Source organism: Streptococcus oralis (assembly GCF_026782345.1).
In the GTDB taxonomy this organism is placed as follows: Bacteria; Bacillota; Bacilli; order Lactobacillales; family Streptococcaceae; genus Streptococcus; species Streptococcus oralis_CK.
Window position 1 is genome coordinate 757,146 of the sequence record NZ_JAKUWI010000001.1, and the last position, 18,973, is coordinate 776,118.

At 38.2% G+C, this 18,973-nt stretch carries 17 protein-coding genes, 1 tRNA gene and 1 CRISPR repeat array; of the genes, 5 read left to right on the plus strand and 13 right to left on the minus strand.

Annotated elements, in window-relative coordinates:
* Positions 1-13: 13 nt before the first annotated feature.
* Positions 14-391, minus strand: coding sequence for a YwiB family protein (locus MK405_RS03755; RefSeq protein WP_268704364.1), 378 nt, complete (start codon positions 389-391; stop codon positions 14-16).
* 71 nt (positions 392-462) lie between these two features.
* Here MK405_RS03755 and MK405_RS03760 point away from each other — a divergent pair, with 71 nt between their 5' ends.
* From MK405_RS03760 to MK405_RS03770, 3 genes are all read left to right on the plus strand, one after another.
* Positions 463-1,770 carry an HD domain-containing protein gene (locus MK405_RS03760; RefSeq protein ID WP_061414619.1) on the plus strand — a complete coding sequence of 436 codons (1,308 nt, stop codon included), beginning with the start codon at positions 463-465 and terminating at the stop codon, positions 1,768-1,770.
* Positions 1,771-1,779: 9 nt separating this feature from the next.
* Positions 1,780-2,586, plus strand: coding sequence for a sugar-phosphatase (gene yidA / locus MK405_RS03765; protein ID WP_268704365.1), 807 nt, complete (start codon positions 1,780-1,782; stop codon positions 2,584-2,586).
* Between the two features lie 268 nt (positions 2,587-2,854).
* Positions 2,855-3,034 (plus strand): hypothetical protein, encoded by a 180-nt coding sequence (locus MK405_RS03770; RefSeq protein ID WP_001233347.1) that lies wholly within the window; start codon positions 2,855-2,857, stop codon positions 3,032-3,034.
* A 186-nt stretch (positions 3,035-3,220) separates the two neighbouring features.
* A CRISPR array of direct repeats spans positions 3,221-4,443; the repeat unit is 36 nt; unit sequence GTTGTACAGTTACTTAAATCTTGAGAGTACAAAAAC.
* Between the two features lie 71 nt (positions 4,444-4,514).
* Here the strand turns inward: MK405_RS03770 and csn2-St are convergent.
* The 10 genes from csn2-St to MK405_RS03820 form a co-directional block, all read right to left on the minus strand.
* The gene (gene csn2-St, locus MK405_RS03775) at positions 4,515-5,558 is read right to left on the minus strand and encodes a CRISPR-associated protein Csn2-St (protein WP_268704366.1); all 1,044 of its coding nucleotides are present in this window, start codon (positions 5,556-5,558) and stop codon (positions 4,515-4,517) included.
* Complete coding sequence (gene cas2 / locus MK405_RS03780) at positions 5,555-5,878, minus strand: CRISPR-associated endonuclease Cas2 (protein WP_001268300.1); 324 nt, start codon at positions 5,876-5,878, stop codon at positions 5,555-5,557. The genes csn2-St and cas2 overlap by 4 nt, the downstream gene beginning before the upstream one ends.
* A gap of 4 nt (positions 5,879-5,882) precedes the next feature.
* On the minus strand, positions 5,883-6,791 hold the full coding sequence (gene cas1 / locus MK405_RS03785; protein ID WP_033605530.1) for a type II CRISPR-associated endonuclease Cas1: 909 nt from the start codon (positions 6,789-6,791) through the stop codon (positions 5,883-5,885).
* A gap of 177 nt (positions 6,792-6,968) precedes the next feature.
* Positions 6,969-10,352, minus strand: a complete 3,384-nt coding sequence (gene cas9 / locus MK405_RS03790; RefSeq protein WP_268704367.1) for a type II CRISPR RNA-guided endonuclease Cas9 — start codon at positions 10,350-10,352, stop codon at positions 6,969-6,971.
* A 217-nt stretch (positions 10,353-10,569) separates the two neighbouring features.
* Positions 10,570-10,641 (minus strand) — tRNA-Arg (locus tag MK405_RS03795).
* Positions 10,642-10,682: 41 nt separating this feature from the next.
* Complete coding sequence (gene rplS / locus MK405_RS03800; RefSeq protein WP_001068669.1) at positions 10,683-11,030, minus strand: 50S ribosomal protein L19; 348 nt, start codon at positions 11,028-11,030, stop codon at positions 10,683-10,685.
* A gap of 118 nt (positions 11,031-11,148) precedes the next feature.
* On the minus strand, positions 11,149-11,478 hold the full coding sequence (gene crcB, locus MK405_RS03805; RefSeq protein WP_268704368.1) for a fluoride efflux transporter CrcB: 330 nt from the start codon (positions 11,476-11,478) through the stop codon (positions 11,149-11,151).
* Positions 11,472-11,846: a fluoride efflux transporter CrcB gene (gene crcB / locus MK405_RS03810; RefSeq protein ID WP_268704369.1), complete on the minus strand. Its 375-nt coding sequence runs from the start codon at positions 11,844-11,846 to the stop codon at positions 11,472-11,474. The genes crcB (MK405_RS03805) and crcB (MK405_RS03810) overlap by 7 nt, the downstream gene beginning before the upstream one ends.
* Positions 11,843-12,109, minus strand: coding sequence for a chorismate mutase (locus tag MK405_RS03815; RefSeq protein ID WP_268704370.1), 267 nt, complete (start codon positions 12,107-12,109; stop codon positions 11,843-11,845). The genes crcB (MK405_RS03810) and MK405_RS03815 overlap by 4 nt, the downstream gene beginning before the upstream one ends.
* Before the next feature lie 117 nt (positions 12,110-12,226).
* Positions 12,227-12,670, minus strand: coding sequence for a flavodoxin (locus MK405_RS03820; protein ID WP_001162125.1), 444 nt, complete (start codon positions 12,668-12,670; stop codon positions 12,227-12,229).
* Between the two features lie 103 nt (positions 12,671-12,773).
* Between MK405_RS03820 and MK405_RS03825 the strand changes: the two genes are divergently transcribed.
* Complete coding sequence (locus tag MK405_RS03825; protein ID WP_268704371.1) at positions 12,774-13,709, plus strand: DHH family phosphoesterase; 936 nt, start codon at positions 12,774-12,776, stop codon at positions 13,707-13,709.
* A gap of 95 nt (positions 13,710-13,804) precedes the next feature.
* A complete protein-coding gene (locus MK405_RS03830) occupies positions 13,805-14,047 on the plus strand; it encodes a type B 50S ribosomal protein L31 (RefSeq protein ID WP_000710762.1) in 243 nt (80 codons plus the stop codon).
* A gap of 115 nt (positions 14,048-14,162) precedes the next feature.
* Here the strand turns inward: MK405_RS03830 and MK405_RS03835 are convergent, their stop codons facing one another.
* Both MK405_RS03835 and carB read right to left on the minus strand, forming a co-directional pair.
* A complete protein-coding gene (locus MK405_RS03835; RefSeq protein ID WP_268704372.1) occupies positions 14,163-15,497 on the minus strand; it encodes an Nramp family divalent metal transporter in 1,335 nt (444 codons plus the stop codon).
* Positions 15,498-15,716: 219 nt separating this feature from the next.
* Positions 15,717-18,893 (minus strand): carbamoyl-phosphate synthase large subunit, encoded by a 3,177-nt coding sequence (carB, locus tag MK405_RS03840; RefSeq protein ID WP_268704373.1) that lies wholly within the window; start codon positions 18,891-18,893, stop codon positions 15,717-15,719.
* Between the last annotated feature and the right edge of the window lie 80 nt (positions 18,894-18,973).

Here is an 18,973-nt window from a genome sequence, read left to right on the forward strand (position 1 = left end):
GCCAACCTTTTTCTTATCCCCAAGTAATTTCTAAACGATATGAGGCAAAGGGAAGTCCCTCTTTGTTTTGCAGTTGATAGTCTAGGTGGATTTTTTGTCCTTCAACCTCGTAACAACTGGTCTGGATGATAAACTCCTGCATCCCCATAGGAGTCGGAATATAGGCCAAACTATCACTAGACTTTAGAAAACGCATGATGGTTTTGGGACTCGAGAAACGGGTCATCACCAGTTCTTCTTCATGAAACTTGAGAACCACTTTTTCCTTTTCCTCATTGTAGAAAAGCAGATAGCTATAATCTCCCTTTTCACGCACTTCCACGTCATAGAGTTGGTCTATGACTTCCAACTGTTCATCAAACTGAATCGTATTTCGCATCCGAATCTTCACATCAGGTCCTCTTTCTTGTCTCTTGTTCTACTATTTTACCAAAAAGAGCAGGATTTTGCTATAATGGTCATATGAACGAAAAAGTATTCCGTGACCCTGTTCACAATTATATCCATGTTAATAATCAGGTCATCTATGACTTGATCAATACAAAAGAATTTCAACGTCTGCGTCGTATCAAACAGCTAGGGACTTCCAGCTATACTTTCCATGGTGGGGAGCACAGTCGCTTTTCCCACTGTTTGGGGGTCTATGAGATCGCTCGTCGTATCACGGAGATTTTTGAAGAAAAATATCCTGAAGAATGGGATCCTGCTGAGTCTCTCTTGACCATGACCGCTGCGCTTCTTCATGACCTCGGGCATGGTGCCTACTCGCATACTTTTGAACATCTCTTTGATACAGATCATGAGGCCATTACCCAGGAAATCATCCAAAGTCCTGAGACAGAGATTCATCAAGTCCTACTACAAGTAGCGCCAGATTTCCCCAAAAAGGTTGCCAGCGTCATCGACCATACCTATCCTAACAAGCAGGTCGTGCAACTCATTTCCAGTCAGATTGATGCGGACCGTATGGACTATCTCTTGCGCGACTCCTATTTTACAGGAGCATCTTATGGGGAATTTGACCTGACTCGCATCCTCCGAGTCATTCGTCCTGTTGAAAATGGCATCGCCTTTCAGCGCAATGGCATGCATGCCATCGAAGACTACGTGCTCAGTCGCTATCAGATGTATATGCAGGTTTATTTCCACCCAGCAACACGCGCCATGGAAGTTCTTCTACAGAATCTCCTCAAACGCGCTAAGGAACTCTATCCTGAAGACAAAGATTTTTTTGCACGAACTTCTCCACATCTCCTTCCTTTCTTTGAAAAAAATGTGACCTTGTCTGACTATCTGGCTCTGGATGATGGCGTGATGAATACCTACTTCCAACTCTGGATGACCAGTCCTGACAAGATACTAGCCGACTTGTCGCAACGTTTTGTCAACCGCAAGGTCTTTAAATCCATTACTTTTTCAGAAAAAGACCAAGACCAACTCGCAACCATGAGACAACTGGTTGAAGAAATCGGTTTTGATCCAGACTACTATACTGCTATTCATAAGAATTTTGACCTCCCTTATGATATCTATCGTCCCGAATCTGAAAATCCACGGACACAGATTGAGATTCTACAGAAAAATGGTGAACTGGCAGAACTCTCTAGCTTGTCCCCTATCGTCCAATCCCTTGCTGGCAGCCGCCACGGAGACAATCGTTTCTATTTTCCTAAAGAAATGTTGGACCAAAACAGTATCTTCGCAAGCATTACCCAGCAATTTTTACACTTGATTGAGAACGATCATTTTACCCCAAATAAGAACGAATAGAGGAAATTTATGAGTATTAAACTAATCGCCGTCGATATCGATGGTACCCTGGTTAACAGTAAAAAGGAAATCACTCCTGAAGTCTTTTCTGCCATCCAAGATGCCAAACAAGCCGGTGTCAAAGTCGTCATTGCAACAGGTCGTCCTATCGCAGGCGTTGCCAAACTTTTGGACGACTTACAATTGAGAGATGAGGGTGACTATGTTGTAACCTTCAACGGTGCCCTTGTCCAAGAAACTGCTACTGGCCATGAGATTATCAGCGAATCCTTGACCTATGAGGATTATCTAGATATGGAATTTCTCAGTCGCAAGCTCGGTGTTCACATGCACGCTATTACCAAGGACGGTATCTATACTGCCAATCGCAATATCGGAAAATACACAGTTCACGAATCAACCCTCGTCAACATGCCTATCTTTTACCGCACTCCTGAAGAAATGGCTGACAAGGAAATCGTCAAGTGTATGTTTATCGATGAACCAGAAATCCTCGATGCTGCCATTGAAAAGATACCAGCAGAATTTTATGAGCGCTACTCTATTAACAAATCTGCTCCTTTCTACCTCGAACTCCTTAAAAAGAATGTAGACAAGGGTTCAGCTATTACTCACCTAGCTGAAAAACTCGGATTGACCAAAGATGAAACCATGGCAATCGGTGACGAAGAGAATGACCGTGCCATGTTGGAAGTCGTTGGCAACCCCGTTGTTATGGAAAATGGAAATCCAGAACTCAAAAAAATCGCCAAATACATCACCAAAACAAATGACGAATCTGGCGTTGCCCATGCTATCCGTACGTGGGTGCTGTAAAGTATGATAAAATACGAAAACCGCTCAGCTGAGCGGTTTTTTACACTGTTTATATGCCCCCTGCAAACATAATAATATATATCAGTCTTTCTGGTTTGTTGTTATTCATGGTTTTTAAAAAGAGAAAAACTATTAAAAAATATAAAAAAATAATTTTTTGGGGGCAAGTTTGGGGCGAAAATATTTAGAAATAATTTATCAAAACGCTTGACATCTCGGTTCTCCGTTATATAATATGATTAAGATAAAAATTGAGGTAAAGAAAAATATGAGAAAAGTTATTCAAGAATTACTTAATAGTTCTATTTCTACATCTGCTATTTCACAAGGTGCCGGTGTGCCATGGACTACCGTTTCTGACCTCAGAAAAGGAAAAACAAGCATGGACAAAATGGCACTTCTCACAGCAGAAAAACTTTATGAATTTGCTACAGCTGATAAGCAGTGATTTCCGTCACTGCTTTTATTATTGCAAACAAGAAAGCCCGCAAGCCTGAGCCTGCGGTTACAATTCGAACAATATTTTAGAAAATTTCCTTTCTATTTTTAAAAAATTATTTTGTAGTGATCAATCCGTCAGGCTCGATGTTGAAACTTTCTTTTTCAGCCAATCGGCCATCTTCAAGCATGAGGTGTTGTACAGTTACTTAAATCTTGAGAGTACAAAAACTATATGTTTGACCGTCCCAATCAACAGCATGTTGTACAGTTACTTAAATCTTGAGAGTACAAAAACATATCGGGGGCAAGCCTCTCGATTTTTGGGGTTGTACAGTTACTTAAATCTTGAGAGTACAAAAACAATTACTGAACACAATTACCGATTGATCGGTTGTACAGTTACTTAAATCTTGAGAGTACAAAAACAATCCAGATTTAAATGATTTGCTCATTTGGTTGTACAGTTACTTAAATCTTGAGAGTACAAAAACGCATCGATACTCCATTTGGTCCAATTTGAAGTTGTACAGTTACTTAAATCTTGAGAGTACAAAAACATATTTTTTGAAATTCTGCTCGTACTCATTGTTGTACAGTTACTTAAATCTTGAGAGTACAAAAACTGAAGTCACTGACTTACACGAAAAGATATGGTTGTACAGTTACTTAAATCTTGAGAGTACAAAAACTGACTCAGCAACCGTAGTCAAAGAATTGACGTTGTACAGTTACTTAAATCTTGAGAGTACAAAAACTTGTAACGTCGATGAGAACTTCATCATATAGTTGTACAGTTACTTAAATCTTGAGAGTACAAAAACATGCCGTTGCAAATGGTGCACCTCAAGAAGGTTGTACAGTTACTTAAATCTTGAGAGTACAAAAACCTAATTATCATACAAGCTGCTGATTGAATCGTTGTACAGTTACTTAAATCTTGAGAGTACAAAAACCGGACACCTTAGCGCCGTAATGGTCTTGGAGTTGTACAGTTACTTAAATCTTGAGAGTACAAAAACAGGAATGATTGCTTGGTGGGAATCTAATCAGTTGTACAGTTACTTAAATCTTGAGAGTACAAAAACACTACGGTTATCAATCCGTCTGGTTGGATTGTTGTACAGTTACTTAAATCTTGAGAGTACAAAAACCGCTTGCTCTTAATGTCTTGATTCGCTTTAGTTGTACAGTTACTTAAATCTTGAGAGTACAAAAACTGGTTGTTGGGTTCTCTTTATGTAATTCCTCGTTGTACAGTTACTTAAATCTTGAGAGTACAAAAACGCCATGTAGTTTACCTCCTATAATGTATTAGTTGTACAGTTACTTAAATCTTGAGAGTACAAAAACTCTCTTGAAGAGCTTTCAATTTATCGATTTGTTGTACAGTTACTTAAATCTTGAGAGTACAAAAACCTCAAATTCGTCAATTTTGATTTTTGCTCCCCTCAAAAATATTATAAATTCTTAAATTCCACTCGTCAATACTATTCTTCCAAATATTTCAATAACATTGGATTGATTGATTCAATACGGAATTTTGTTTTCATTTCATACTGATACAAATTATTCAAAATTTTTAATGCCACTTGATCTTCTACAGATAGACTCATGTGGAGAATGTCCGAGCTAAATAAATAGGATCCAATTTTTCTTAAAGAAGTTAAAAATTCTTGTTCATCAGGTATTTGATTTATTGGATACTGATTGGTAAAGCGATCATACATGAATTCTAGCGAATAAAAATGATCAACATAATCGGAAACAATATTGATTTCCTCTAAAACTTCTTTCGTGACATGAAGATAACCTTCATTGGAAGGAAACAAAACAATATATAATGAATCATTATGATTAGTAAGAAATTCCATTTTCTCACAACATTCAACAAAATCACTATAGGATAGAAAATCATCCAAATTTCGTAAGACAAGTAAAAATTTTTCATAACTGTTCGTCGCCATGACTTCTAACATGGAAAGAAATAATAAAAACTTTGTCTTATTGTCTACAAATTCAAAGGATATATTTTTATCATTTTTCCCAAAGTATGGTAAAAAATTTTTTTGAATTAATTGATCCGTATTAAAATATTTTGCTTCAGTATGATAGACAATATCATCTATTTGAAGATTCAACTTCTGATTCAATAGAAGTGAAATCCTATCTAGATTGTCATTGATATTTTCAATTTGCTCCATTATCTCTATAGAATTAATCTTTTTCTTTATATAATCATAGGCTACTGTTCCTTTTTTATATTCCATTTGTTCAATTAAATCATTGATATTGGACACTTGAATAACACTGAATTCTGACCGGGAAACCATTATATCGTCTATTAGTATTTTAGGCTCATTTTGTTCAAATAGAACTAAATCTTCCTCACTATATTTTTTTCCTCCAAAATACCATAATAGTATCTGCCAAATATAATATTTTAATTGCTGATCTTGACCTACAATTTGAGTAAATTGGCCAAAACTTAATGAAATATTATCCTTATACGGATGACTAATGTTCATTTTCATATAACTACCAACTTATTATCACTGACTACTTCTTCTTGCTTTGTTTTTCCACCAATGATTAAAACCATTTCAGAAAATTGTTTCTCAGTCACAGCTAGCAAACGGACATTCCCACTTGGTAAATTACTCTGACTTAATTTTTTATAGAATTTACTAGCAAAACTTCGGTTCGGACAGGTTCGATAATAAACAGAAAACTGCAACATTTCAAAACCGTTTGCGATTAAGTCTTTCCGAAAATTACGATAGACTCTTTTTTCTTGATTTGTTTCCATTGGTAGATCAAAAAAACACAATAATCTCAATGCTTCATACCTCATTTCTTTAGCTCCATTCTACACTCGAAACCATTGGACAGTAAAATTTACTGGTATCCTTATCAGAGATACATTTTAGAAAACCTTTTACATATTTATCCATTGCTACCGTTACAGAACACGTTTCTTTCCCATAACGAATCTTCGCATTTAGTGTATCCGTCAACGCAAGACGAAATTCATATTTCAAATACTCTTCATCTCGTAAATTTTGATAGACCCAGACATCGATAATCTGCCGAAAAGGTTCCATTAGATCATCAACCAAGTTAAACTGGTTATATTCATTCTTATGGAAAATGCCAATCAAGGGATTCAAACCATAACCAGCAATAATACGTGCCATCTGCGCTCTCATGATTGCATAACCATAATTTAGGCCAGCATTGATGACATCCGTTTCCTGTTGTGTAAGACGTACGAATTTCTTTCCAAATAATTCATTGAAATAAACTTTAGCAGCATGACCTTCACGATTGGTTTTATCTCCATATTCAATATGATCTTTATAGTCTGCTAATAATTGAATGCATTCAATATTTTTCTCAAACATTGCAAGAACATCTTGCTGATTGTTTATTTTGAAATAAGTAACTATCTGCCATAATTTGTCTTTCTGTTCCTGCGTCCACAATAATTGCTCCTGTAATTTTTTATAGGCTCTAAAATGACCATTTTGAGAATGATAAATTCCTGTAGGCAAGTGCTCATTATCACAGACAATTAAGGCAATATTATACTTACTTAAAGCACTTAACAACCTTAAAGTTACAACAGTCTCCCCTCCTTCTGCTACAATTATCGAAATATCACTCAGTGGGATAACATAGTCTTGACCCATTTTCTTAATTAGAAGGTTATCCAACTTCAATTGCATTTTTTCACTCTGACAGACATGCACAATTCTCCAAGTCATCGTATTTTCCTCTTTCACAAAACGAAAACACCCAGCCATAAATGACAGGGTGTTGAATTCGGCATGAAGCCTTATCTTTGTAGCTTCTGCAAGATTTAAGTAACTGTGCAAGGCGTCCCTTACGGTTACTATTATAGTACATTGTACAAGCGTTTGCAACTCTTTTTTAAATATTTTTTAAAATTTGAGTTTTGGTTCGTCACCCTCTTTTTTAATGATATGTTTTTTTCCTAAAACATCCGTTTTGACTTTAAAAATAGAAATATTTGATTTATTTAATCCCTTCAAACACTGTCCTCCTTTGGCAACATTTCCAAGTATCGTTATCAATTCTTGTTGACCATCAAATCTAGCTTTATCATAAGGTTTTAGTTCTACATAGTGTTTTGCCGTATCATTCCTTGAATTAAATCTAAATAATTTTTGTTCATTGTTTTCTGAATCTTTTATTAATATCAAATCATTTTTATAGAGAGTAAATTTAAATTCAGACTGCTCATCAACGCCTTCAATTCTCTTTATAGAATTATACTTCTCATTAGAAATACTATATTTCCCACTACCTTTTTCAAAAGATAAATCAGAATATTTCAAACCCATCAATTCATATTTTTTAGTCTGATGATTAAAATAAACATCCGTCCTCCAAGGCTTAAGTGACTGAAGAACCACTTGATTATCACTACCATCTGGTGTGATATCAATGTAATTACCTAGTTTATTATCGTAGTATTTCAGACATTTAATTTCTGGTCCATTACCTTTTTTGCTGTACTTACGGATTGGCCCATTTTCTTGTCGATATTTCTCAAAAGGATTGCAAGGAACTTCCTTATTTTTATCGTTCCGTTCTTTAGATGGATAGGTTCTTAAAATTTCTTCAATCACTTTTTCAAATGTTTGTGGGTCTTTATGATACATCAAGAATTTTCTCTTATCTTTATTGTAAATTTTAATAAAAGCATCATACCCTGCTTGACTATAAATATCTTTAATCTTACCTAAAACATAAGTTTCTTCGGATTTATCTTTATCCAATTTCGCTTTTCTTGTTGCGTAAATGGTTGCATCTGAAATTTTTCGATTAAATTTTGAATCCACTTGATAAGAAAATAGGATGCTATCTTCAAATTTCTTGCTACTTAATGTATCAACAAAATGGTCATAAGGAGCTTTAAACACTAACTCTTTGTATTCATCATCACTTAATGAAATTATTTCTCCAGTCTCTGAATCAACAAACTGTCCTTCTTTATAAGAAATCAGAGGATTATTCTGTTTTTTCCATAATCTTAATTGACTCGAAGCGGCAATAATTAAGGCATCAACAGCATGATGATGGTAAGTCTCACGAGACTTTTCAAGCCTCCACTTTCTTCTTAGCTGAGAGGTAAATTGTCCACGTACCACCGAAATAGTTGTATCGAATTTATGAGCTTTATAAAAATCTTGTAGAGCATTTAAAACAACGCGAGAGGAATATCGAGTATCAACCAAATTTCGTTCGATGAATTTCTGCTTCACTTCAATTTTACTAATATCTTCTTCCGTTAAAAGGTACTCTTTCTTTTTATTACCTAATAATTTAGACTCTTTTACATAAGATTTAAACTCACGGTAGGACCAGGCATCATCCATACTATCTAAAGCCTGAAACGGAGTACGTTGGCCTTTTTCTTGGTTTGCTGTAGCTAGAACCAATACTTTATTAGATAGACTATCATCAAACGATAAAGAAAGAGGTAAAATATGGTCGATTTCGTACTTATACTGATTATGAATTAAATCTGAAATCGGAATACTCTTCCCAGTATAGAGACACTTTTCTCCCTGTTGATGCCATAAACGAATCTTAGTAGCTAATTCCTTATGCCCATGAAAAATGTTATCCGGCAACTCTTTTTTCCCATTGTATTGAAACGCCGCTTTTTCCATAGCCGCATATTTCTCATCTTGGTTTGCCTTTTGACGTTTTATATAATCTTTCTTAGCATCTTCTTCGTTATTTTCACGCGCCATTTCGATAACGATATTATCAAAGATACCATGTTTTTTAGTTGCTTCGTTGATTATTTTTATAGCTTGTCTGACGGATTTTGCTACTACAGGGTTATAAATTTCTTCTGTTAATTCTTTTTCATCAATATACTTGGTTCTTTTTGATGTTTCTTTAGATTTTTGTTTCCCCAATCGTGTTAGAATTGTCATTTGCTCTTCTGAAGTTTCATAGAGTTCTGGTATCAATTCCATCATGAGTTTAAGGGAAAAATTATGCCATCCCTTACTAAATAGACTGCTATTATTTTTTCTAAATTGAACCAATTCAAGTACTTGATCTTGACTAAAAGAATCTTTTAACTTTGTGTTAATCGCTTCTTCTATACCTTCTCGTTCAGTATTTAGAGTTAAAATATGTGCAAGCTCATCTAGAACATTTCTAGACAATTCCCCAACTGAAATTGTTTCTAGCGATTGCATTTTTCGATATACTTCAAAAGTATGCATTTCAGGTTTATTGTTTACATCAACTCGATAACCACGTATCTGATCTACTGAAGCATCAATTATTTTAGCAATGTATTTCAATAAGGTTGAAGCCCCTAATGTTTTCGCCGACTTCGCATATTCAACGATTGTTTTCTTTTGTTCCTCACTCAGTTTCTTGGTCTCTGTAGGAACTGTTAAATTATTTAAATCATTTAGTAAATTAAACTCTTGAGCAGTATAGGAAGCTTTTGAAGCTCTGTATTCATTAGGATAAAATGTACATTTACCAATTAAAACACCAAAAATATTATCTAATGTTACGTACTCCCCTTTAGAGTCTTTATGAGTAGTATACCGTCCATAATCCGTCCGAGATTTTTCATTACCTGGTCCATGATAGTATTTTCTTTTACCTGTAAGGATTTTTAGATAATCCTCTATAAATTCATCCGTAATCTGATTATTAAATTCTTGCTGTTTTCTTAAAATTCTTTCAGCTTCTTTTTTATATGCAGATGTTGAAAAAACATTGATCAATCGGAGTTTTTCACCATTTTCCACAACAGTAAAATCTCCTCTTACCTGACCATATTTTTCAAAACGCTCTAGTTGGATTTGACCAGGTGTTTGTTCAGCAAGTAATTTTCTATTTTCCTCAACGGCCTTGCCATAATCTGAAGATACTGCACCCCCATCCTCAGAAGCATCATCTAAATAGCTAATACCACGTCTCTTAACAATGTTCTTTAAAGCTATGAACAGCTCTTCATTCGTTAGTTGCTGATTCAAGCCATCTACACGAAGTCGATATGGATTAAGATTAATGGATACCTTAGAAAAATCAGTTAACAAACCATAGTCTTCAAATAAATCTTGAAAGCGAACACCACGGTGTTTTTTCCGACGATTTAATCGTCTAGCCTGTCTATTTTTTCTTCTCTCAACATTATTATCAGCTGTTGCAGCTGGAAAAAGTCGTGAATTCGCATGAATAATCTTTCCAGAATTTTTTTCTAGAATTCCCACTCCTACGGATGCAATACCAATATCTAATCCTAAAACTAAACCATTCATAATTATACTCCTAACTAATCATCATATTAATTAAATTTTACTCCTTACTTCCTAAAAAATCAAATCATTATATGCATTTAACTAAAATATCCTATTTTTTATAATTATATGCAAATTCTCACGTTTTCATCATTGATAAAAAACAAAAAAGCGTGATCTCACGCTTTGGAGTTGTATTTAACTTGAGTGATTTCTACATAAAAATCAATAGTTTCTATGCCCCCTGCAGGAATCGAACCTGCAACTACTCCTTAGGAGGGAGTTGTTATATCCATTGAACTAAGGGAGCTAGAGAAAAACCCTGCTGAATAAGCAGAGTTTTTAGTCGAATTAACGACGGATTTCTTTGATACGAGCTGCCTTACCTTGAAGAGCACGCAAGTAGTACAATTTCGCACGACGTACTTTACCGTAACGAACAACTTCGATCTTTTCAACACGTGGAGTGTGGATTGGGAAGATACGCTCAACACCTACACCGTTAGAGATTTTACGAACTGTGTAGTTTTCTGAGATGCCAGCACCTTTACGTGCAATAACAACACCTTCAAAAATCTGGATACGTTCACGGTTACCTTCGACAACTTTCGCGTGTACACGAACAGTGTCACCAGGACGGAATGATGGGATATCTGTACGAAGTTGACCTTCAGTCAAGCTTTGGATTAATGGATTCATTTTATTCTCCTATCTTTGTCAATCTTGAGGAACCTTCCTCAGCGGATAAACTGTATTTTTGTGCGTCCATTACACACAGGATATAGTTTACCAAATTTCTACCTAAAAGTAAAGAAATTTATAGCAGAATTCCTAAAAAAATCGCCACTAAGCCGCCTATGTAAGTTATGACTAAATAGCTATAAAATACCTTCTTGTCACTTAATAGTCTTTGCAGCTCGTCATTCAAGGTTGAAAAGGTCGTCAAACCTCCACAAAAACCTGTCGCTAGGATAGCATAGACTTCCTTAGACTCCACATGATTGTAGAGTAGGCCAATTAAAAAACATCCTAGAAAATTGGCTATGAGAGTTCCTAGGGGCAATTTAGAAGCTTGATTATAGCGGGAAAAGAAATAACGAACCAAGGCTCCGAACCCGCAGGCGATTGCAAGATAAACGATTACCATTTCTTCCTCCCTAGAAAATAAGCCAAGAGTAGACCTCCACCAATGCTCAAAAATAAGTAGATCCCTAAACTAAGATAACACTCGGCATCAAGCAGTTTTACTGCATCAAGCATTAGACTAGAAAAGGTTGTTAAACCTCCGCAAAACCCCGTCCCCAGCGCTAAAACCAAGCCTTTACTAGTTCCCTTATAGACCAGATAGCCTTTCACCAGATAGACCAGGCAGAAAATGCCCAGATAGTTGACAAGGAGGGTGCCCCAAGGAAAGTCGGGACTGGCTGGTAACCAAGTGGAAACCAGGTAGCGGACAAGGCCTCCCACCATTGCAGCTAGAAAAATTCCTAGCGGATAAAATTGTTCTTTTTTCATTTGATATTTTGATCCTGATAATCACGCGAATGTTTGAGTATGTCAGAAAAAGTCGCAACAATAGTCTCCTGATAGCACTTGTCCTCTACACGACTTCTAACCTTTTCAAAAATAACCGCTTCTCTCTTAGAATCTAAAATAGGTTTTCCTGAGGCTTTCTTATAAGCAACAACCCCTTCAACTAAGTGCATCCGTTCTTCTAGGAGCTTGACGATTTGGTCGTCGATTTGATCAATTTCTTGCCGAATAATATCTAAGTTCATACAGTCTCCTCCTTTATTTGAATTATTGTATCAAAAAGCGTATAAATAGGCTAGTAAAATCCCAAAATAACTAATAAAAAACTACACCGACTTATTCCAGCCAGCGCAGTTCGCTTCTTATCCTACTTTTGCAGCCAATTCTTCTGCGAATTGTTCCAAGCGTTCGATGTCTTCTTCTTCGGCAGAGAGGTCCACTTTAACACACTCTGAACCTTTTTCTGCTCCTGTCGCTACAAATACACGATCAAAGTCATCGACAGCCTTACAGAATTCGTCGTAGAAGGTATCTCCTGAACCGACCACTCCGTAGATTTTGCCATTCAAGTTGAGATCTGCTAGGTCTTCGTAGAAGTCCATCATCTCATCAGGCAATTCTCCATCCCCGTAAGTATAAGTCGCAACGATTGCGATGTCCGCCTCCAAGAAGTCTGAAGCGTCAACAGTCGTACACTCATCCACATCGACATCCAAGCCCAAGTCACGTAATTTGTCTGCTACAATATCTGCAATTTCTTCGGTATTACCGGTCATACTGGCAAATACAATTTTTGCTAATGCCATAACGTCCTCCTCAATTTATCTTTCTCCATTATATCATATCTTTTTCATTTTAAAAATAAAAATTCTTGTGCTACAATGAAATGAGAAAGAATTGAGGTTATTTATGGAAATTTGCCAGCAAATATTAGAGAAAATCAAAGAATACGATACCATTATCATTCATCGTCATATGAAACCAGATCCTGATGCCTTAGGGAGTCAGGTAGGTTTGAAAGCTCTTCTCACTCACCATTTTCCAGAAAAGACCATCAAAGCAGTCGGTTTTAACGAACCCACTCTAACTTGGATGGCGGAAATGGATACTGTTCAAGACAGTGACTACAAAGGAGCTCTTGCTATTATTTGTGATACAGCGAATCGTCCTCGTATCGATGATAAACGATACGAACAAGCTGCTTTCACCATCAAAATCGATCACCATCCAAATGATGATATTTATGGTGACCTATCTTGGGTGGATACAAGTTCAAGCAGTGCCAGTGAGATGATTGCCCTATTTGCTCAAGAAAATCAGTTGGCTTTGTCTAGCGAAGCAGCACGACTTCTCTATGCAGGAATTGTCGGGGACACAGGGCGTTTTCTCTACCCGTCAACTAGTGCCCGTACCTTTAGAATAGCTGGCCAGCTCCGAGAAATTGATTTTGACTTTGCTGGATTGTCTCGTCAAATGGATACCATGAGCTTCAAGATTGCAAAACTGCAAGGCTTTGTCTATGATCATTTAGAAGTTGATGAAAACGGGGCTGCACGCGTTCTGCTTACTCAAGAAATCCTGAAAGAATATAAGGTTACGGATGCTGAAACAGCTGCAATTGTCGGAGCACCTGGCCGAATTGATACCGTTAAGGCTTGGGCTATCTTTGTTGAGCAAGCTGATGGTCACTTCCGTGTGCGTATGCGCAGTAAAATTACCCCTATCAATGAAATTGCCAAAGAACACGACGGAGGAGGACATCCATTAGCTAGTGGCGCCAATTCCTATAGTCTAGAAGAAAACGAAATCATCTACCAAAAGTTAAAAAACTTACTTAAAAACTGATAAAATACTTGCCAAACTTTTCAGAATCTGATAGACTAGTAAGGTAACAATCTATGGCTCGCAAAGAGACCATGGCAGAAAGGAAATATTGCAAAATGAAAAAAGATATCCATCCAGAATATCGCCCAGTTGTCTTCATGGACACAACTACTGGTTACAAATTCCTTAGCGGTTCAACAAAACGCTCTAACGAAACTGTTGAGTTCGAAGGCGAAACTTACCCATTGATCCGTGTGGAAATTTCATCAGACTCACACCCATTCTACACTGGACGTCAAAAGTTCACTCAAGCAGATGGACGTGTGGATCGTTTCAACAAAAAATACGGTCTCAAATAATCATAAAAAGAACAGTTTCAACTGTTCTTTTTTTGTACTTATTTTTATGAACCAACCACTACTACTTTCTCTTTGTCAAGCTTCACGCTGACACTATGATTGATTTCAAACGAGGTTAAAAAATATCGAAAAGAAGCTTGATATTGAGAATGGTCAAGATGATTGAAACTGCGTAACCTAGGATGGTGTTCCACTTGGCATTAGTGAATTCTCCCATCAGTGACTTCTTAGAGGTCAGATAGATTAAGGGAAAGATTGAAAACGGAAGAGCGATTGACAGAAAGACCTGTGAATAGACCAATAACTGATCCAAGGTTTTTTCTTGATATCCAAACAAAACGGCGACTATAATCACAGGTAGCAAGGCAAAAATACGTGTACCGATACGGATGAGCCACTGAGGCAATCTTAGATGTAAGAAGCCTTCCATGACAATCTGTCCTGTCAAAGTGCCTGTAATAGTCGAATTTTGGCCGCTTGCTAGGAGGGCTAGAGCAAATAAAGTTGACAAGGTTGAGCTGGCTATTGCTCCTGCTATTGTCGAATCCTGTAAAGCATTGTACATTTGAGAAAAAGCTGAAATTTCAGATGCATGACCAAAAAAGAGGGAGGCACCTAAAATGAGAAGCAAGGAATTGACAATGAAGGCTAGGGACAACTGAAGATTTGAATCCCAGGTCATAAAGCGAACTGCTTTTCGAACATCCTTCTTATCTTTGTGATTGATTTTCCTTGTTTGGGATAGAGAGGAATGGAGATAGAGATTATGGGGCATGACTGTCGCACCTACAATCCCTAAAGCCAAGGTCAATTGGCTTTCATGACCAGGTAATGGTGTTTCAAATAATGTTGGAGTTGGTAAGTAACCACCAAAAATACCCTGAATACTTGGACTGGATAAGGCCACCAGATAGGTAAAGATGGCTAATATGGTTAAAATTAGGGTCGTAACAATGGCTTCAATTTTTTTGAAGCCAAATTTCATCAACAACAACAAAAGAAATACATCTAAAACGGTTAAGAGGATAGCGACCATAATCGGTATTTTAAACAAAAGATTTAAGGCAATCGCTGAACCTAGAACCTCAGCCAAGTCTGTCGCCATTAAAGCTAATTCTAAAATCACCCACAAACTATAGCGAAGCCACTTGGGAGCATGATGTGCTGTTGCCTGTGCTAGGTCCATCCTAGTCACGATACCGAGCTTTCCAGCCATCTGTTGTAGCTGCATAGCAATGATGGAGGAAATCAAAATAACAAATAAAAGGCTGTACTTGTAGGAGGCACCACCAACCACACTGGTGATCCAGTTTCCTGGATCCATGTAGCCAACTGCCACAAGTGCACCAGGTCCTAAGAATGCTTTTAGATTTTGCCAAAAATGATTGTTATTTGGAGTCTCAATAGATTGATTGATCTCAGAAAGAGAGACTTTTTTATAAGAGGACATAGGGATTTTACACTTTCTAATCTGTCTTTACATATTTCTTAATAGAATATTTTTTGAAAGAATGATGAAAATAGTTTACCTATTTCCAATTCACGCTTATTATATCACATTTTAGAATGATTACAAATAAAAAAATGATAGTTGAAATAAGCAATATCAGTATTGCAAAAGCCAGCGTTTTCTGACGCTGGCTTTAAAACTGTGAAAATTCTGTCTCAACTAGATCGCTTCTGTGACAAAACTACGACTTTCTAGCACCTTGAGCATGGCATTTGCTGTGTCTAGGGCTGTGAAGAGGGGCACACCGTGTTCAATGGCTGAACGACGGATTTGCTCACCATCTTCGTCAGCAGTTCGTTTGGTTCCGACAGTGTTGATGATCGCTTGGATTTTCCCTTTGCGGACAAAGCTTGGGATATCCTGTTCATCGTCACCAATCTTACCAACAGGTTGGGCTTCGAGTCCATGACTGGCAAAGAAGGCTGCTGTCCCTTCTGTCGCAAGGATACCATAACCGATATTTTGGAAACGACGAGCCAAATTTAAGGCTTCATCTTTGGCATCATCAGCGATGGTAAAGACAACATTCCCAAAGGTTGGCAAGTGCAGGTAAGAAGCTTCAAAGGCCTTATAGAGAGCTTTTTCAAGAGTAGTATCAGAACCCATGACTTCCCCTGTTGACTTCATTTCAGGACCGAGCAAGCTGTCTACTTTCGCTAGCTTGGTAAAGGAGAAGACTGGCGCTTTGATATGAACTCGTGTGCTTTCAGGGTAAAGTCCATCTTGGTAACCAAGTTCTTCGAGACTTTGACCAAGAATCAACTTAGTCGCTACCTGAGCCATAGGGATATTGGTTACCTTAGAAAGGAATGGAACCGTACGGCTGGCACGTGGGTTGACCTCGATAACATAGACTTTCTCATCCTTGATAACAAACTGAATGTTCATCATACCAAGACAGTTGAGACCGATTGCTAGGCGTTTAGTATAGTCTGCGATGGTCTCCTGCACCTTTTGAGACAAGGTTTGTGGTGGATAAACAGCCATTGAGTCACCTGAGTGGACACCGGCACGTTCGATATGCTCCATGATACCAGGGATGAGAACATTTTCTCCATCTGAAATGGCATCAACTTCGCACTCTTGTCCAACGATGTACGAGTCAACAAGAACTGGGTGGTCTGGACTTGCTTTAACGGCTGTACGCATGTAAGAACGAAGGTCTTCTTCGTTTTCAACAATTTCCATAGCACGTCCACCCAAGACATAAGATGGACGAACGAGGACTGGGAAACCAATCTTGCGAGCAGCAAGCACAGCTTCTTCTTCATTAGTTGCTGTTTGTCCTGGTGGCTGTGGAATATCCAAGTCTTTCAGAGCTTGCTCAAAGAGGTCACGGTCTTCGGCACGGTCCAAGTCAGCTACTTGGGTACCAAGAATGGTCACACCTGCTTTTGCCAAAGGTTCCGCAAGGTTGATGGCTGTTTGACCACCAAACTGAACGATAACGCCTTTTGGTTGCTCCAAGTCGATAACATTCATGACATCTTCGAATGTCAATGGTTCAAAGTAAAGTTTGTCTGATACCGAGAAGTCTGTTGAAACGGTCTCTGGATTTGAGTTCATGATGATAGCTTCATAACCAGCAGCCTGGATAGCCTTAACAGAGTGAACGGTTGCGTAGTCAAACTCAACCCCTTGTCCGATACGGATTGGACCTGAACCTAGGACTAGGACGGATTCCTTATCAGACTTGATAGACTCATTTTCCCAGCCATAGGTTGAATAGAAGTATGGTGTTTCAGAGTCGAATTCTGCCGCACAGGTATCGACCATCTTGTAGACTGGAACAATCTTGTTTTCCAAACGTAGTTGGCGAACTTGGTCAGCTGTCGTTTCCCAAAGCTCCGCAATCTTACGGTCTGAAAATCCATTGAGTTTAGCTGTTTTCAAGACTTCTAGATCTTGTGGATGGGCACCTAACTCTTGCTCAATTTCAAAGATGTGCAAGAGTTTATCAAGATAAAAGATATCAATCTTAGTCAATTCAGCAATTTCTTCTGGTGTGTAACCACGGCGAATAGCTTCTGATACGTAGAAGAGACGGTCATCTTGGGCCTTGACAACCTTTTCAATCAAGGCATCATCAGAAACGGTTGCCAGTTCAGGCATTTCATTGTGGTGAACGCCAATTTCAAGTGAACGACAGGCTTTTAGAAGAGATTCCTCGATGTTACGACCGATGGCCATGACTTCCCCAGTCGCTTTCATCTGAGTTCCAAGACGACGCTCACCTTTTTCAAACTTGTCAAATGGGAAACGTGGAATCTTAGCAACGACGTAGTCAAGGGCCGGCTCAAACATAGCATAGGTTGAACCTGTGACTGGGTTGATGACCTCATCCAAGGTCAAACCGACAGCAATCTTAGCTGCCAATTTGGCAATTGGGTAACCAGTTGCCTTAGAAGCAAGGGCTGACGAACGCGATACACGAGGGTTTACTTCGATAACATAGTACTTGAAGCTATGCGGATCAAGGGCCAGCTGAACGTTACACCCACCTTCAATCTTGAGAGCGCGGATAATGCTCAAGCTCGCGTCACGTAGCATTTGGTTTTCATAGTCTGACATAGTTTGCGCAGGGGCGAATACGATGGAATCCCCTGTGTGGATCCCAACTGGGTCAAAGTTTTCCATGTTACAAACAACGAGGGCATTGTCAGCTGAATCGCGCATGACTTCGTACTCGATTTCCTTGAAACCTGCGATTGAACGTTCAATCAAACATTGAGTAACAGGTGACAATTTCAACCCATTTTCAGCGATTTCACGTAGTTCTTCCTCGTTGGCACACATACCACCACCAGTACCACCTAGGGTAAAGGCTGGACGGACAATCACTGGGTAGCCGATCGATGCTGCAAAGGAAACCGCTTCTTCTACTGTATTGACAATTTCAGATTCTGGGATTGGTTGCTCAAGTTCTTCCATCAATTGTTTAAAGAGGTCACGGTCCTCAGCTTGGTCAATGGCAGATAGTTTAGTCCCGAGAAGTTCAACACCAAGTTCATCTAAAATTCCATTTTTAGACAATTCCATGGCCATATTGAGCCCTGTTTGCCCACCAAGAGTTGGAAGCAGAGCATCTGGACGTTCCTTACGGAGAATACGTGTCACAAACTCGAGTGTGATCGGTTCGATGTAGACCTTGTCCGCAATCTCCTTGTCCGTCATGATGGTGGCAGGGTTTGAGTTCACCAAGACAACTTCATAACCTTCCTCTTTCAAAGACAAGCAGGCCTGAGTTCCAGCATAGTCAAACTCAGCAGCTTGACCAATAATAATCGGACCAGAACCAATCACCATAATTTTTTGAATATCAGTACGTTTAGGCATTTTTAAGATATTAAGGGCGTCAAGCGGACAAAGCTAAAATAGGAGTTATGACGAAGAACTATCAGTTCTAGGAATAACTA

Bases quoted from the DNA above. Each gene is read 5' to 3' on its own strand.
- MK405_RS03815 (WP_268704370.1), bottom strand. From the start codon at position 12,109: ATGAACTTAGATATTATTCGGCAAGAAATTGATCAAATCGACGACCAA.
- cas9 (WP_268704367.1), bottom strand. From the start codon at position 10,352: ATGAATGGTTTAGTTTTAGGATTAGATATTGGTATTGCATCCGTAGGA.
- MK405_RS03770 (WP_001233347.1), top strand. From the start codon at position 2,855: ATGAGAAAAGTTATTCAAGAATTACTTAATAGTTCTATTTCTACATCT.
- yidA (WP_268704365.1), top strand. From the start codon at position 1,780: ATGAGTATTAAACTAATCGCCGTCGATATCGATGGTACCCTGGTTAAC.
- MK405_RS03830 (WP_000710762.1), top strand. From the start codon at position 13,805: ATGAAAAAAGATATCCATCCAGAATATCGCCCAGTTGTCTTCATGGAC.
- MK405_RS03760 (WP_061414619.1), top strand. From the start codon at position 463: ATGAACGAAAAAGTATTCCGTGACCCTGTTCACAATTATATCCATGTT.
- cas2 (WP_001268300.1), bottom strand. From the start codon at position 5,878: ATGAGGTATGAAGCATTGAGATTATTGTGTTTTTTTGATCTACCAATG.
- MK405_RS03835 (WP_268704372.1), bottom strand. From the start codon at position 15,497: ATGTCCTCTTATAAAAAAGTCTCTCTTTCTGAGATCAATCAATCTATT.
- crcB (WP_268704369.1), bottom strand. From the start codon at position 11,846: ATGAAAAAAGAACAATTTTATCCGCTAGGAATTTTTCTAGCTGCAATG.
- carB (WP_268704373.1), bottom strand. From the start codon at position 18,893: ATGCCTAAACGTACTGATATTCAAAAAATTATGGTGATTGGTTCTGGT.
- crcB (WP_268704368.1), bottom strand. From the start codon at position 11,478: ATGGTAATCGTTTATCTTGCAATCGCCTGCGGGTTCGGAGCCTTGGTT.
- cas1 (WP_033605530.1), bottom strand. From the start codon at position 6,791: ATGACTTGGAGAATTGTGCATGTCTGTCAGAGTGAAAAAATGCAATTG.
- rplS (WP_001068669.1), bottom strand. From the start codon at position 11,030: ATGAATCCATTAATCCAAAGCTTGACTGAAGGTCAACTTCGTACAGAT.
- MK405_RS03825 (WP_268704371.1), top strand. From the start codon at position 12,774: ATGGAAATTTGCCAGCAAATATTAGAGAAAATCAAAGAATACGATACC.
- MK405_RS03820 (WP_001162125.1), bottom strand. From the start codon at position 12,670: ATGGCATTAGCAAAAATTGTATTTGCCAGTATGACCGGTAATACCGAA.
- csn2-St (WP_268704366.1), bottom strand. From the start codon at position 5,558: ATGAAAATGAACATTAGTCATCCGTATAAGGATAATATTTCATTAAGT.